Genomic DNA, 12993 nt, shown 5'->3' on the forward strand with positions numbered 1-12993 from the left:
CGGCGCGGCCGCGCCGGACTCGTCGCCGAGGAACTCCATCAAGATCTCGGTGCCGACGATCTGCACGGGGTAGGGCACGGACGCGCCGGCCAGCCAGAGCCGGGAGAGCGCCGCGAACTCGGCGGCGGCCCACTGGCCGGCGATGGCCTGCTTGCCGAAGTCGGTCCGCTTGGCCATGGCTCGGCTGATCCGGGACTCCTTGTGGCTGCGGCCCTCCAGGTAGCCGGCGTCGCGGTGGAAGAGGCGGTGCTGCCCGTCGCGGTAGCGCTTCGCGGCCATCAGGGTGCGGCGGCCGGTGCCGGGCACGGCGCGCTCCAGTAGGAAGACGTCGGCCTCCTTGCCGGTCTTGACGATGCCCAACTCGGTGTCGACGGCGCCGAGTTCGGTGACGACCCAGTCGGGTCGCGGCTCGGGGCCCTTCTCGGTCGGGGTGGACTGGTCCCAGGTGGACCAGCGGTCGCCCGCGGGCGGGGTGTCGGCCCCACCGGCGGCAGTGGGCGAGGGGTCGGTGTCGACGGCGTCCCCGGACCAGTCGAACTCGACCAGGTCGTAGGGCTCGTAGGCGTCGTCGGCGGACTCGGAGCGGCGGCCACGGCGGGTGCCGCCCTTGGGGGTGATGCGGACGAAGGAATCGCTGTCGGCGAAACGCTTGCGCAAGGGAGGGGTCTCCTGCGGGAGGGCCCGCCGGAGCGCGTCAGCGGTAGGACGCGAGGCTCAGCCGGCGAGCGGGTGACAAGGGGAGGCTTCTGGCGCGCAGGCGGGAGCGCGCCGTGTCAGGACGGCGACCATTGCTACGCACCTCCACTCTCGTCACGGCCGGGCGCACTCTCGGCGGCCCGGCGACTGCGGCAACGCGCCCACTCTAGCCAGCGCTCCGAGCGGCGCAAGCGAATTAATCCGCGTCCCCGGCTGTGCCCGCGTCCCCGTCCGCGCTCCTCGTGCGGGGATGCGCGGGAAAGAGGTGGCGCACACCGCCGCCGGCCACCTCCAGGGCGAGCTCGGAGAAGGCCGCGTTGGCCCAGCCGAACCAGGGCCGGGTGAACCGGCCCGGGTCGTTGACGTGGAAGCTCTCGTGCATCAGGCCTGTGCCCGCTGTGGTTCTGGCCAGCGTCTCCAGCGCGGCGACGGCCTCCTGCGCGCCACCGGTCAGACCCGCCGTGGCGATGGCGAGCGGCCAGACGTGGCGCTTCGGGGTGTGCGGGCTGCCGATGCCGGAGGCCTGACGGCCGGTCCAGTACCAGGGGTTGGCGTCGGAGAGGACCAGGGCGCGGGTGGCCTGGTAGAGCGGATCCGACGCCGAGCACCAGCCGCTCAGCGGCAGACTCAGCAGGCTGGGCAGATTGGCGTCGTCACCGAGCAGGGTCCCGCCGAGACCGTCGACCTCGTAGGCGAGGACGTCGCTGCCCTCGTGGTCGACGACGGCATGGGCGAGCAGCCCGGCGTCGATCTCGGCGGCGAGGGCGAGGGACTCCTCGGCCAGTTCGGCGTCGGTCAGCACCGTCACGGCGAGTTCGGCCAGGCCGTGCAGGCTGGCCGAGGCGAGGGCGTTGGCCGGGGTCGGGTAGCCGTGCGCGCAGCGGTCGTCGCTGGGCCGGAAGCCGGACCAGGTGAGACCGGTGCGGGCCACCGCGTCCCCGCGGCCCCGGCGGCCGAGGCTGTCGCCGCGGAACGGGCCCCGCGGGCGGACGAAGGTGTACGGGGAGCCCTCGTGGAACTGCTCTGTGCGCCACAACCGGACGATGGTCCACGCGGCCTGACGGAACGTCGACTCCAGCAGGTGGTCCGTCCGGCCGGTCGCCCGCCACAGGGCGTAGGCGAGCTGCAGTGGCGCGCTGAGCGAGTCGAGCTCGTACTTGCGCTCCCACACCCACGGGCCGGGCGCGGGGCGGTCGTGCCGCTCGCCGTGCGCGGAGTTGGCGGTCTCGTTGAAGGCGTTGGCGTACGGGTCCACCAGCACGTAGCGCGACTGCCGCCGCGAGACCGCCGCCAGCACGTCGGCGACGGCCGGGTCCTCGACCGCGCACGCCAGGTAGGGGCGCATCTGGGCGGTGCTGTCGCGCAGCCACATCGCCGGGATGTCGCCCGTCCTGACGAACACCTCGGGCCGTGCGCCGGGCTCGGTGGCGGCCCAGGACATGGCGGTGGTCCAGGAGTTGGTGAGACAGCCGGCCACGATCCCCGCGGCTGCGGTGCCGCTCAGCCGCTCCGTCAGCTCCCGACCGAGCTCGTCCAGTGACTCCGGTGCTGCCCACGGCCCGCCTGCCGGAAACGCCGGAAACGTTACCATCGCGACCCTTGACTCCCTCCAGGCCGTGCGCCACGGTGAGCTCACCGAGCAGCGTTGGAAACGTTACCGCACCACCATCCGGAACGACAGGAACTTCCCTCAAGTGGACTTCCTCGAAGGGGTTTTACCGGGGGCGGGACAGGAACAGGTGAACGCAATGACGATCTCCTCGCACCCGGAGGCCGAGCTGCCGCCGCCCTCGGCCTCCGCTCCCCTGTCCCGGAGGCGCCTTGGCCCACGCCTCCCCCGCCGTCGAGCCGACGCGGACACCGCGGCCGCCTACGCGTTCCTGGCTCCGGCCATCCTCGGCTTCGGCGTCTTCGTGGTCTTCCCGCTGATCCGCTCGGGCTACTTCGCCCTGACCCGCTACAACGGCCTGACGCCGCCTCGGTTCGTCGGCTTCGACAACTTCCGCCAGATGTTCGAGACCGACCCCTCGTTCTGGCCCTCGGTCCGGGCCACCGTCGAACTGGTCGTCCTCTACGTGCCGTTGTCACTGGTGCTGGGCCTGGCCCTGGCGGTCTTCTGCAACCAGCGGCTGCGCGGGGTCCGCCTGGTGCGCACGCTGTGCTACCTGCCGGTGGTGCTGCCGGTGGTGGCCACCATCACGCTCTGGAAGTTCGTCTTCGACCCTCAGGTGGGCCTGGCCAACCAGGTGCTGAGGTGGCTTCACCTCCCGACCGGGATGTGGCTGTCCAGCTCGTCGACGGCGATGCCCTCGATCGTCATCGTGATGCTCTGGAGCGTCGGCTCCACGATGATCATCTTCCTGGCCGCGCTCCAGGCCGTGCCCACCGAGCTCTACGAGGCGGCCCGGATCGACGGCGCGGGCAACGCGGCCGTGTTCTTCCGGATCACCCTGCCGCTGATCAGCCCGATCATGCTGCTGCAGGTGGTGCTCCAGCTGACCACCGCGCTGCAGACCTTCAACCAGCCCAAGATCCTCTCCGCCGGCGGCAGCGGCGGCCCCGGCTTCAGCACCGACACGCTGATGCTGTCGGTCTACAACCACGGCTTCCCCACCCTGGGCGGTGAGCCCCGGCTCGGCTACGCCTCGGCCCAGACGTGGGTGCTGTTCCTGGCCATCGTCGTGGTGGTCGCCGCCACGGCCCGCTTCTCCTCCATCTGGACCTTCCATGACCAGCATTCCTGAGGCCGCGCCGGTGCTCGCGACGGCACGGCCCCGTCCGCGCCGCTGGTTGCCCCACACCTCCTGGTACGTCACGGCGCTGCTGATCTGCTCCGTGATGATCATGCCGATCCTGTGGATGGTCACCATCGCGCTCAAGGGCAGTACCGCTGTGTTCGAGGTGCCGCCGAAACTGCTGCCGTCCCAGTACCACTTCGAGAACTTCGTCCACGGGCCGGCCACGATCCACTTCCCGCAGTTGCTGCTCAACTCCGTGATCATCACCGGTCTTTCGGTGGTCGGCGGCGTGCTCACCTCGATGATGGCGGGCTACGCGCTGTCCCGGCTCCGGTTCCGGGGTCGGAAGCTCTGGTTCTACCTCTTCGTCGGCTCCATGATGCTGCCGCCGGTCGTCGGCATCATCCCGCTGTTCCAGCTCTTCCGGGACATCGGCTGGTACGACACCTGGTTGCCGCTGATCGTCCCGGCCTGGCTCGGCGGCAATCCCCTCTTCATCTTCCTGGCCCGCCAGTACTTCCTGGCGATCCCCCGCTCCATCGACGAGGCCGCCAAGGTCGACGGAGCCGGACACTTCCGGATCTTCACCCGCATCATGCTGCCGATGACCCGGCCTGCCTGGATCACCATGGCCATCCTCGCCTTCCAGATGTCCTGGAACGACTTCCTGAACCCGCTGATCTACCTCTACTCCTCCGACAAGTGGCCGTTGAGCGTCGGCATGGCCTCCTTCGTCTCCGGCTTCGCCGGCCAGACGCCCGACTGGAACCTCTACATGGCCACCAACCTGCTGTACATGCTTCCCCCGCTGGCCGTGTTCTTCGTCGCGCAGCGCTACTTCATCCAGGGCCTGAGTGCCCTCGGCGGCGTCAGTCAGCGCTGAATCACACCCTCAACCACCCACTGGGAGCGGACACATGAAGAGTTCAGCCCGCCTGTCGGCCGCCGCCCTCGGGGCAGCCGCGCTGCTCACCGCGACGGCCTGCAGCAGCAGTTCGAGCCCGGGCACGTCCTCGGGACCGGTCACCGTGACCGTCATGACCTGGGAGACCCCGCAGACCAACGCGCTGATCGACCAGGCCCTGGCCAACTTCCACGAGCCGAACATCACCGTCAAGCGGCTGGACACGCCGAGCGGCAACTACGGCGACAAGCTGTCCTCGCTCACCCAGGCCAGGAAGCTGCCGGACCTGTTCTGGTGCGGCAACGACACCGAGCAGCAGTACGGCAGCGAGGGCCTGCTCACCGACTGGTCCTCGCGGCTGTCCGGCACCGGCGCCTTCGCCTCCGGCAGCTTCGTCCCCTCCGCGATGCAGAACTGGAAGACCGCGGACGGAAAGATCGGCGGTGTCCCCTCACTGATGAACACCTACGGCGTCTGGTACGACGTGGACGCCTTCAAGGCCGCCGGCCTCCCCCTGCCCGCGGCCGGCTGGACCTGGGACGACATGTTCCACGACGCCACCGCGCTCGCGCACCGGGGCGGCGCGAGCTACGGCCTGGTGGCGGACAACATGACCGGCAAGGACGGGCCGTTCACCATGAGCACCTACTCGGTCTCGGCCGGCGGCGCGCCGTTCACCGACTCGGCGAACAAGCCCACCCAGGTGACCGCCGACGCGACCTACACCGCCGGCGTGGGCAAGCTGGCCGCCGCGATCCAGTCCGGCGCCGTCGCGCCTCCCGGGTACGACTCCAGCAACACCCAGTCCACCTTCGCGGCGGGCTCCCTGCCGATGCTCTTCGGCGGCCAGTGGCTCGCGGCGGGATTCCTCACCGACAAACCGAAGATCCACTACGGCTTCGCGCCCATGCCGCAGCAGACCGCGCCGGCCACCCTCTACGACGCCGTCGGCATCTGCACCCCCAGCTACACCCAGAACACCGACGCCACGTTCAAGGTCCTGCAGTATCTCGACTCCACCGTGTGGACCAAGGTGCTGCCCTCCTCCCCCGTCGCGCCACCCGCCTACGTCGCCGCGCAGAGCTCCTACTTCGACGCACTGACCAGCGCCAAGCTGGACACGGTCGCCAACACGGTCAGGACCGAACTGGCCGACACCAACACCGTCGGCGTCCGCTTCACCACGCCGTGGGCCAGCCAGGCCGACGACCTGATCACCGCCTACTGGACCGACATCCTGCAGGGCAAGAAGCCGCTGTCCGACCTGCAGACCATGACCGGCAAGATCAACGACGTGATCAAGAGCAACGGTTAGCACCTGCGTCGGAACCGCACAGAACCGAGCCGTAACCTGGGGCGCCGGGGCAGGGACCGCCCGGCTCCGGCCCCGACCGCCAAGGGAAGGTGTCATCCAGACGTGAGCAGCCGCGTACCGCCTCCCCCGCCCGCCGGCCGGCCGACGATGCGGGACGTCGCCGAGCGCGCCGGGGTGGGCCTGGGCACCGTCTCCCGCGTGGTCAACGGCTCCGGCGCGGTGCGCGAGGAGACCGCCACCCGGGTGCTGGCCGCCATCGAGGCCATCGGCTTCCAGCGCAACGAGATCGCCCGCTCGCTGCGCCCGGGACAGCACTCGCACACCTTCGGGCTGCTGCTCGGCGACCTCACCAACCCGTTCTACGCCTCGCTGGCCAAGGCGGCTGTCGAGGTCGCCGGACGCGAGGGCTACGCCGTGCTGCTGAGCACCGCGGACGAGGACCCGCAGGTGGAGCGGCGCGCCATCGGCAATCTGATCGGCCGTCGGGTGGCCGGCCTGATCATCGTCCCCGACCAGGGCGACCACTCGTACCTGGAGCACCTCAACGCGCACGACCGGGTGCCGCTGGTCTTCGTCGACCGCCCGGCCACCGGGACCGACGCGGACGTGGTGCTGTTCGACAACGAGGGCGGGGCGCGCCGGGCCACCCAGCACCTGATCGAGCAGGGCCACCGGCGGATCGCGATCCTGGTCGCGCCGTCCTACTACACCACCGGGCGGCGGCTGCGCGGCTACCGCCGGGCCCTGCGGGAGGCCGGCATCCCCGTCGACGAGCGGCTGGTCGTCACGCTCAACCGGGGTTCCGCAGAGGACGCCGCGAGCGCCACACGCGAGCTGCTGACCGCCGCCGAGCCGCCGACCGCCGTCTTCGCGACGACCAGCTTCCTGACGGAGGGGGTGTTGAGGGCCACTCAGCAGCTGCGCGAGCGGGTGGGCCTGGTCGGCTTCGACGACTTCCGCTTCGCGGACCTGATGCCGACGCCGGTGACCGTGGTGGCGGCGGACACCGAGGAGCTCGGGCGGCACGCGGCGCGGCTGCTGCTGGACCGGATCCACGGCGAGAGCGGACCACCGCGTCGGACCGTGCTGCCGGTCCACCTGATCGTCCGCGGCAGCGGGGAGAACAGGCAGGGCCGGGGCACGGCCAGGCGCTGACCGGCCTCAGTACAGCCGCGACCAGTCGGAGCGGTGCATCGCGAGGGCCGCGTAGATCTGCACGAAGGCGGACTGCTGGAGCAGCTGGGTGGTGCCGCCCGAGTCGAACTGCACCAGGCCGGTGGCCGGGTTGCGCACGGTGGTCCACACCCGGTCGGCGTAGGCGGACATGGCCTTGTCGTAGCGGTTCTCGCCGGTCACCGACTCCAGCAGCAGCAGGTTCTTGAACATGATCGAGTTGAAGAAGATCGGCTGCGCGAAGAGCCGGTCCCCGGTCACGTAGTAGGTGTACGCGGCGTCGGCGATCCGCTTGGCCTCCCGCAGGTACCTGGAGTCGTGGGTGACCTGGTAGAGCAGCACGTTGACGCCGACCGGCACGCCCTGGTTGTACGACCACATGGTCGGCTCGACGGTACCCTGCAGGTCCAGGTGGTCCCAGTACAGCCCGCTCGGACTCTGCAGGTGCGCGTTCGTCCACGCGTACATCCGCAGCGCCCACTGCAGGTACGCGGCCTTGTGCGTGATCTGGTAGAGCCGCAGGCCGAGTTCGGCGCCGGGCATGGTGGAGACGGTGTTGCGGTCGTGGCTCCACGTCGCCTGGGTCCAGAAGACGCCGCCGGGGTCCGCGTGGGTCGGGTCGGTGTCCCAGCCCGACTCGGTCAGGGCGAATATCTGCTCGGCGCGTGCCAGTGACGAGGCGCCGCCCCTGCTCAGATAGGACTGGACCTTCAGCAGGCCCACCCACTCGTTGTCGTCGTAGAAGAAGTCGCCGCCCCCGCCGTAGGGCGCCACCGGGTAGGAGGCGTAGCCGGGCAGGCCGGTGGCGCCGCCGGACGGCTTCCAGTAGTGCTCCTGCGCCGCGGCGTGCCGGGCCAGCGCCGGGCCGTAACCCGGGTCCACCGTGGCCAGGTCCAGTGTGGCGACGTGGGCCTGGGAGAACGACCACTCGTAGGAGTAGGCGTTGTCGGTCGGCGCCACCGGGTACTGCTCGCGGTAGAGCCCCGAGCCGTCGGTGGTGGCCAGGTAGGTCTCCAGGGCCCGGTAGGCGGAGACGGCACGGGACTTGGCGTTGCTCTTGCCCGTCGGGTGTGGTGTGGCCGCGGCCGCGGTGCCCGCCGTCGCCAGGACGAGCAGGGCGCCGGCCAGTGCCAGCCGAAGAGGTGCGAAGCGCATGATGACTCCTCTGTCCAGGACGCCGCCGGGGCGCTATCGAGGAAACGCAACCTGGAAACGTTCCCACCCGCCGGGCACCACGTCAACGCTTTCAACAGGGTTTACTTCCTATGGAGTTGAAGCAGGCCTGGCTCCCGCGTGTCGCCCGACGGACGGCGGGGCCGACTGATAGAGAGGCGCCATGCCACGCCATCCCGCCCTCGTCGCCGGCGCGCTCCTGCTGTCCCTCGCGGCGACCGGCTGCAGTTCCTCGAAAAGCTCCACCGCCTCGAACACCCCGTCGAACCCGGCCTCGGCCCCGACCACGACCCCGACCCCGGCCACGGCCGCGGGCGGGGGCGGGGGCACGGGCGGGGGGACGACGGTCACCGTGGACGAGACCGAGTTCTCGCTCCACCTCTCGCAGTCCACCTTCCCGGCCGGGAAGTACACCTTCGTGGCGCAGGACAGCGGGCACATCTCCCACGCGCTCGCCATCTCCGGGCCCGGCCTGCCGACCACCCAGACCGCCGTCATCGGGCCGGGCGGCAGCAGCAAGCTGACGGTGACTCTGCAGAAGGGCGCCTACGAGCTGTGGTGCCCGGTCGACAGCCACAAGAGCCTGGGCATGGACACCCACATCCAGGTCTCCTGAGGCCGCCGCACCTCCCGGCTCAGTCGAGCGAGGGCTCCCGCTCCCGGGCGGCGACGCCCGCCGCCACGCGGGCGACGAACGCGTCCGCCGGCAGCGGAGACGGGCGGCATCCGTCGCGCAGCCGAGGCGCGACCAGGCCCTCGGCCGCCTCACGTGCGCCGATGACCGCCTGATAGGGCGCCAGCCGCGCCGCCCGGACGCGGGCGCCGAGACTACCCTGCTCCGGCCCGGCGACCTCGACCCGCAGCCCGAGCTCCAGACAGCGTCCGGCCAGCTCCTCCGCGCGCCCGAGCTCCGCCTCCGACAGCGGCAGCAGCACCAGCTGGACCGGTGCCAGCCAGGCCGGGAACGCGCCGCCGTAGAGCTCGATCAGGTGCGCCACGGCGCGCTCGACGCTACCGATGACGGCGCGGTGCACCATCACCGGCCGGTGCCGCCCGCCGTCCGCGCCGACGTACTCCAGCCCGAACTGCTCGGGCTGGTGGAAGTCGACCTGCACGGTCGACAGGGTCGCCTCACGCCCGGCCCCGTCGGCGATCTGCACGTCGATCTTCGGCCCGTAGAAGGCCGCCTCGCCCCGCTGGGCCTCGAAGGGCAGCCCGGACTTCTCCAGCACCTCGGTCAGCAGCCGGGCCGAACGATCCCACAGCTCGGGCGCGGCCACATACTTGCCGCCCTCGCCGGGCAGCGAGAGACGGTAGCGGACGGGCTCGATGCCGAGGACCGCGTACACCTCGCGGATCAGCTCCAGCGCCCGCGCGGCCTCGTCGGCGACCTGGTCCGGGGTGCAGAAGACGTGGCCGTCGTTGAGCTGGATGGCCCGCACCCGGGTCAGGCCGCCCAGCACGCCGGAGAGTTCGGACCGGTACATGCCGCCCAGCTCGGCGAGCCGCAGCGGCAGCTCGCGGTAGCTGCGGGCGCGGGAGCGGTAGATCACCGCGTGGTGCGGGCACAGGCTCGGCCGCAGCACGACCTCCTCCGCGCCGAGCCGCATCGGCGGGAACATGTCCTCGCGGTAGTGCGCCCAGTGCCCGGAGCGCTCGTAGAGCTCGCGCTTGCCGAGCACCGGCGAGTAGACGTGCCGGTAGCCGGCGCGCCGCTCCAGGTCGCGGACGTACTCCTCCAGTTCGTGGCGGATCACGGCGCCGTCGGGGAGCCAGTACGGCAGGCCCGCGCCGATCATCGGGTCGGTGTCGAACAGGGCCAGCTCGCGGCCGAGCCTGCGGTGGTCGTGCTGGGCGGTCATCTCGCTCACCTCACGGTCGTCGGTTCTTCGGGTCTGCGTGTCTTCGGAAGACGGGACCGGACGAGTGACGGCACGAGAAAGCCCCGGGCACTCGCCCGGGGCTTGGACTGCGACAGCTCTCAGCGCGCCGGGACGGGATCCGGCGTCGTCGTCTGCTGGTGGACGGCTGGGAACTTCATGAATCGACGGTAGCAGCGAGGTGGCCGTGGTGCCGGAATTTTCTTTGTGCATGGCAAGACGCGGGCCAGAGCCAGTTATGAATTCCGGCGAGTCGGGCGGTTTTCGAGCGTTTTCACAGGTTGGTCACCCAGTGTCATCGTCATGGCTCCAAGTGTCACCGGCGAACTCACCGCGCCTGCGGATTCCCCGATCCTCCGAATCGCCTCCCGTCACCGTCCGTGGCGGTCCCCAGCGGACCAGCCCGGCTACGCACGCCCGGCCCTGCTCGGGATCGCGGCCTTCGCCGCCCTTCTCTTCTTCTGGCAGATCGACCAGGCCTCCTTCCACGGCTTCTACGCGAACGCCGCGCGCAGCGGCGCCGAGAGCTGGAAGGCGTTCCTCTACGGCTCGTTCGACCCGGCCGGCACCATCACCCTGGACAAGCTGCCCGGCTTCGTCTGGCCCCAGGCGCTCTCCGCCCGGGTCTTCGGTTTCCACGCCTGGTCGGTGGCGCTGCCCCAGGCCGTCGAGGGCGTACTGGCGGTGCTGGTCCTCTACAAGGCCGTCCGCCAGTGGGCCGGCGCCAACGCGGCGCTGCTCGCCTGCGGCCTGTTCACGCTGACCCCAGTGATCGCCGGGCTGTTCCGCACCTCCGTCGAGGACCCCGCCTTCACCCTGTTGCTGATCTGCGCCGCGGAGGCGGCCCAGCGGGCCGCGACGAGCGGTCGACTGCGGACCCTTGTCCTGTCCGGGGTGTGGGTGGGCCTGGCCTTCCAGACCAAGATGCTGGAGGCGTGGGCGGTGCTGCCCGCGCTGGCGCTCGTCTACGTCCTCTCCGCGCCCGCGCCGCTGCGGCGCCGTCTCTGGCACGCCGCGGTCGCCGGGGTGGTCGCGGTCGCCGTCTCGGCGTCGTGGATCGCGCTGGTCACGTTGACCCCGGCGAAGGACCGGCCGTACGTCGACGGCACCACGGACAACTCGGCGTTCAGCATGGTGGTCGGCTACAACTTCCTGAACCGCTTCTCCTCGGTGGGGATGAGCGCGTCGGACACCGGCAGCGTCCAGGCCGTCCGCGGGGGCGGCGGCCACGGTGGCGGCCACGCCGGCGGCCAGGGGGCCGGTGGTCAGGGCTTCGGCGGCCACGGCCTCGGCGGCACGTCGGCCCAGGGCGCGGGTGCCGGCGGCACGGCTGGCGCGTCCGGCTGGGGCAGTGGCTCCGGCTGGGGCGGCGGCACGCACGCCGGCTCTGGCGCGGGCACCGGTGCCGGTGCCGGTGGGCAGCAGAGCACGTCCGCGCAGTCGCTGGCCGCGCGGGCGGCCGTGCTCGGCGGCGCGGGCGGCGGGGACGGCGGCTGGAGCAAGATGTTCGGCTCCTCGATCGCCTCGCAGACCGGCTGGCTCTACCCCCTCGCGGCGCTCTCCTTCGCCTTCGGCATCGCCTGGCGTCGCCGTCGGCCGCGCACCGACCGGCTGCGCGCCGGCTACCTGATGTGGGGCACCTGGCTGGCGATGTTCTTCCTCGCCTTCAGCGCCGGGAGCGTCGGCGGGCACAGCTACTACATGGGCGTGATCGCCACCCCGCTCGCCGCGCTGAGCGGCGCGGGCCTGGTCGCGATGTGGCGCGCCTACCGCGCCGGCGGCCGCCAGGCCCTGGTACTGCCGGTCGCGATCGTCACGACGGCGGCCTGGGCCGTGTACCTGGCGAACCCGTTCCCGACCTTCCGGCCGTGGGCCGCGCCGGTGGCGATCGCGGCGACCGCCGTCGCCCTCGCGCTGCTGGCCGTCGGCCGGGTGCCACGCCTGGCCAAGCCGCGCCTGGCCGTGGTCGGCGTGGCGGTCGGGCTGCTCGCGGTGGTCGTCACACCGGCCGCCTGGGCCACCTCCGTCCTCGGCACCGGCAGCGGTGGCGGGATGGCCTCGATGATGGGCTCGGTCGGCCCGAGCGGGCGTGGCGGCGGCTTCGCCGGGTTCGGCGACGCGCCGCGCGGCACGGAGGGCCACCACGGAGGCGGTCGTGACGGCTTCGGCGGAGGTGGCCGGGACGGCGGCGGTGGCGGTGGCGGCTTCGGCGGCAGCACCACCCTGTCGGCGTCGCAGCAGCAGCTGCTCTCCTACGTCACCGCCCACGGCGGCGGCGCCCGCTACGTGCTGGCGACCTCGAGCTGGAGCACCGCCTCGCCGTTCATCCTCGCCACGGGCAAGGAGGTGATGCCGATGGGCGGCTTCACCGGCTCGGTCCCCAGCCCGACGCTGAGTCAGTTCCAGCAGCTGGTCGCCACGCACCAGCTCCGCTTCGTCCTCCTCGGCGGCGGCATGGGCGGCGGTATGGGTGGAGGCATGGGCTCGACGCCGAGCAGCCCGGTGCAGTCCTGGGTCCGGCAGTCGTGCACGGTGGTCCCGCCCAGCGCCTACGGTGCGAGCGCGCCGGCCCAGCAGCAGGGCGACCAGTCGCCGTTCGGCCGCGGGGGCTCCTCGCAGCAGCTGTACCTGTGCGGCGGGGCCGCGTGATCACTTCGTGAAGCGCTCCACATAGCGGCGCTGCCAGGGCGTCTCCACGGCATGACGTGAGTAGTGCCGCCGCACGTAGGCCACGGCCTCGCGCGGCGGCACGCCGTCCAGCACGGCGATGCAGGCGAGAGCGGTCCCGGTCCGTCCTCGCCCTGCCGTGCAGGCGATCTCGACGCGTTCGGTTGCGGCCCGCTCCCAGGCGTCGCGCAGGGCGCGGCGGGCGGCCGAGCGGTCGGCCGGGAGCATGAAGTCCGGCCAGCGCACCCAGCGCGACTCCCACGTGGTCGCGGGCGGTTCCTCGCCCTGGAGATACACCCCGAAGTCGGGCGACGGCCCGTCAGGGAGAGGGTCGCGCAGTCCTCTGCCGCGCAGGGTCCGTCCCGAGGGCAGCACCAGCATGCCGGGGGTGTCGGTCTCCCAGGTCGCAGGCATCCGGTCAGGCTACCGCCGCTCGAGCGCTCGGGC

11 protein-coding genes are annotated in these 12993 nt (G+C 71.7%); 6 read left to right on the forward strand and 5 right to left on the reverse strand.

Annotated features, from left to right (window positions below; all coding sequences use genetic code 11):
- On the reverse strand, positions 1 to 657 hold a 657-nt coding region (locus tag DN069_RS34595), incomplete at its 3' end, for an RIO1 family regulatory kinase/ATPase domain-containing protein (RefSeq protein WP_243640161.1).
- Between the two features lie 235 nt (positions 658 to 892).
- Positions 893 to 2287, reverse strand: coding sequence for a glycoside hydrolase family 125 protein (locus DN069_RS34600; protein ID WP_111507207.1), 1395 nt, complete (start codon positions 2285 to 2287; stop codon positions 893 to 895).
- Between the two features lie 157 nt (positions 2288 to 2444).
- Here DN069_RS34600 and DN069_RS34605 point away from each other — a divergent pair, with 157 nt between their 5' ends.
- The 4 genes from DN069_RS34605 (at position 2445) to DN069_RS34620 (ending at position 6808) form a co-directional block, all read left to right on the forward strand.
- Positions 2445 to 3440 (forward strand): carbohydrate ABC transporter permease, encoded by a 996-nt coding sequence (locus DN069_RS34605; protein ID WP_111507208.1) that lies wholly within the window; start codon positions 2445 to 2447, stop codon positions 3438 to 3440.
- Entirely contained in the window at positions 3424 to 4317 is an 894-nt protein-coding gene (locus tag DN069_RS34610) for a carbohydrate ABC transporter permease (RefSeq protein WP_111507209.1), read from the forward strand. Before DN069_RS34605 ends, DN069_RS34610 begins: the two co-directional genes overlap by 17 nt.
- Before the next feature lie 34 nt (positions 4318 to 4351).
- On the forward strand, positions 4352 to 5653 hold the full coding sequence (locus DN069_RS34615; RefSeq protein WP_111507210.1) for an extracellular solute-binding protein: 1302 nt from the start codon (positions 4352 to 4354) through the stop codon (positions 5651 to 5653).
- A gap of 102 nt (positions 5654 to 5755) precedes the next feature.
- The gene (locus DN069_RS34620) at positions 5756 to 6808 is read left to right on the forward strand and encodes a LacI family DNA-binding transcriptional regulator (protein ID WP_243640163.1); all 1053 of its coding nucleotides are present in this window, start codon (positions 5756 to 5758) and stop codon (positions 6806 to 6808) included.
- A gap of 6 nt (positions 6809 to 6814) precedes the next feature.
- On the opposite strand, the gene DN069_RS34625 is transcribed toward DN069_RS34620, so the two are convergent.
- Positions 6815 to 7981, reverse strand: coding sequence for a glycoside hydrolase family 76 protein (locus tag DN069_RS34625; RefSeq protein ID WP_111507212.1), 1167 nt, complete (start codon positions 7979 to 7981; stop codon positions 6815 to 6817).
- A 181-nt stretch (positions 7982 to 8162) separates the two neighbouring features.
- On the opposite strand from DN069_RS34625, the gene DN069_RS34630 reads away from it, so the two are divergent.
- Complete coding sequence (locus tag DN069_RS34630) at positions 8163 to 8615, forward strand: hypothetical protein (RefSeq protein WP_111507213.1); 453 nt, start codon at positions 8163 to 8165, stop codon at positions 8613 to 8615.
- A gap of 19 nt (positions 8616 to 8634) precedes the next feature.
- Here DN069_RS34630 and thrS read toward each other — a convergent pair whose 3' ends face one another.
- On the reverse strand, positions 8635 to 9861 hold the full coding sequence (gene thrS / locus DN069_RS34635) for a threonine--tRNA ligase (RefSeq protein ID WP_111507228.1): 1227 nt from the start codon (positions 9859 to 9861) through the stop codon (positions 8635 to 8637).
- A 321-nt stretch (positions 9862 to 10182) separates the two neighbouring features.
- On the opposite strand from thrS, the gene DN069_RS42520 reads away from it, so the two are divergent.
- Positions 10183 to 12528: an ArnT family glycosyltransferase gene (locus DN069_RS42520; protein WP_111507214.1), complete on the forward strand. Its 2346-nt coding sequence runs from the start codon at positions 10183 to 10185 to the stop codon at positions 12526 to 12528.
- On the opposite strand, the gene DN069_RS34645 is transcribed toward DN069_RS42520, so the two are convergent.
- Entirely contained in the window at positions 12529 to 12960 is a 432-nt protein-coding gene (locus DN069_RS34645) for a protein-tyrosine phosphatase family protein (RefSeq protein WP_111507215.1), read from the reverse strand. It lies immediately after the preceding gene.
- Positions 12961 to 12993: the final 33 nt, after the last annotated feature.

Source organism: Streptacidiphilus pinicola, from assembly GCF_003258295.1.
GTDB lineage: Bacteria > Actinomycetota > Actinomycetes > Streptomycetales > Streptomycetaceae > Streptacidiphilus > Streptacidiphilus pinicola.

What these genes read in the sequence shown, in the direction of transcription:
- DN069_RS34600 (WP_111507207.1), bottom strand. Translation starts at nt 2,287, where the DNA reads ATGGTAACGTTTCCGGCGTTTCCGGCAGGCGGGCCGTGGGCAGCACCG.
- DN069_RS34605 (WP_111507208.1), top strand. Translation starts at nt 2,445, where the DNA reads ATGACGATCTCCTCGCACCCGGAGGCCGAGCTGCCGCCGCCCTCGGCC.
- DN069_RS34610 (WP_111507209.1), top strand. Translation starts at nt 3,424, where the DNA reads ATGACCAGCATTCCTGAGGCCGCGCCGGTGCTCGCGACGGCACGGCCC.
- DN069_RS34615 (WP_111507210.1), top strand. Translation starts at nt 4,352, where the DNA reads ATGAAGAGTTCAGCCCGCCTGTCGGCCGCCGCCCTCGGGGCAGCCGCG.
- DN069_RS34625 (WP_111507212.1), bottom strand. Translation starts at nt 7,981, where the DNA reads ATGCGCTTCGCACCTCTTCGGCTGGCACTGGCCGGCGCCCTGCTCGTC.
- DN069_RS34630 (WP_111507213.1), top strand. Translation starts at nt 8,163, where the DNA reads ATGCCACGCCATCCCGCCCTCGTCGCCGGCGCGCTCCTGCTGTCCCTC.
- thrS (WP_111507228.1), bottom strand. Translation starts at nt 9,861, where the DNA reads ATGACCGCCCAGCACGACCACCGCAGGCTCGGCCGCGAGCTGGCCCTG.
- DN069_RS42520 (WP_111507214.1), top strand. Translation starts at nt 10,183, where the DNA reads ATGGCTCCAAGTGTCACCGGCGAACTCACCGCGCCTGCGGATTCCCCG.
- DN069_RS34645 (WP_111507215.1), bottom strand. Translation starts at nt 12,960, where the DNA reads ATGCCTGCGACCTGGGAGACCGACACCCCCGGCATGCTGGTGCTGCCC.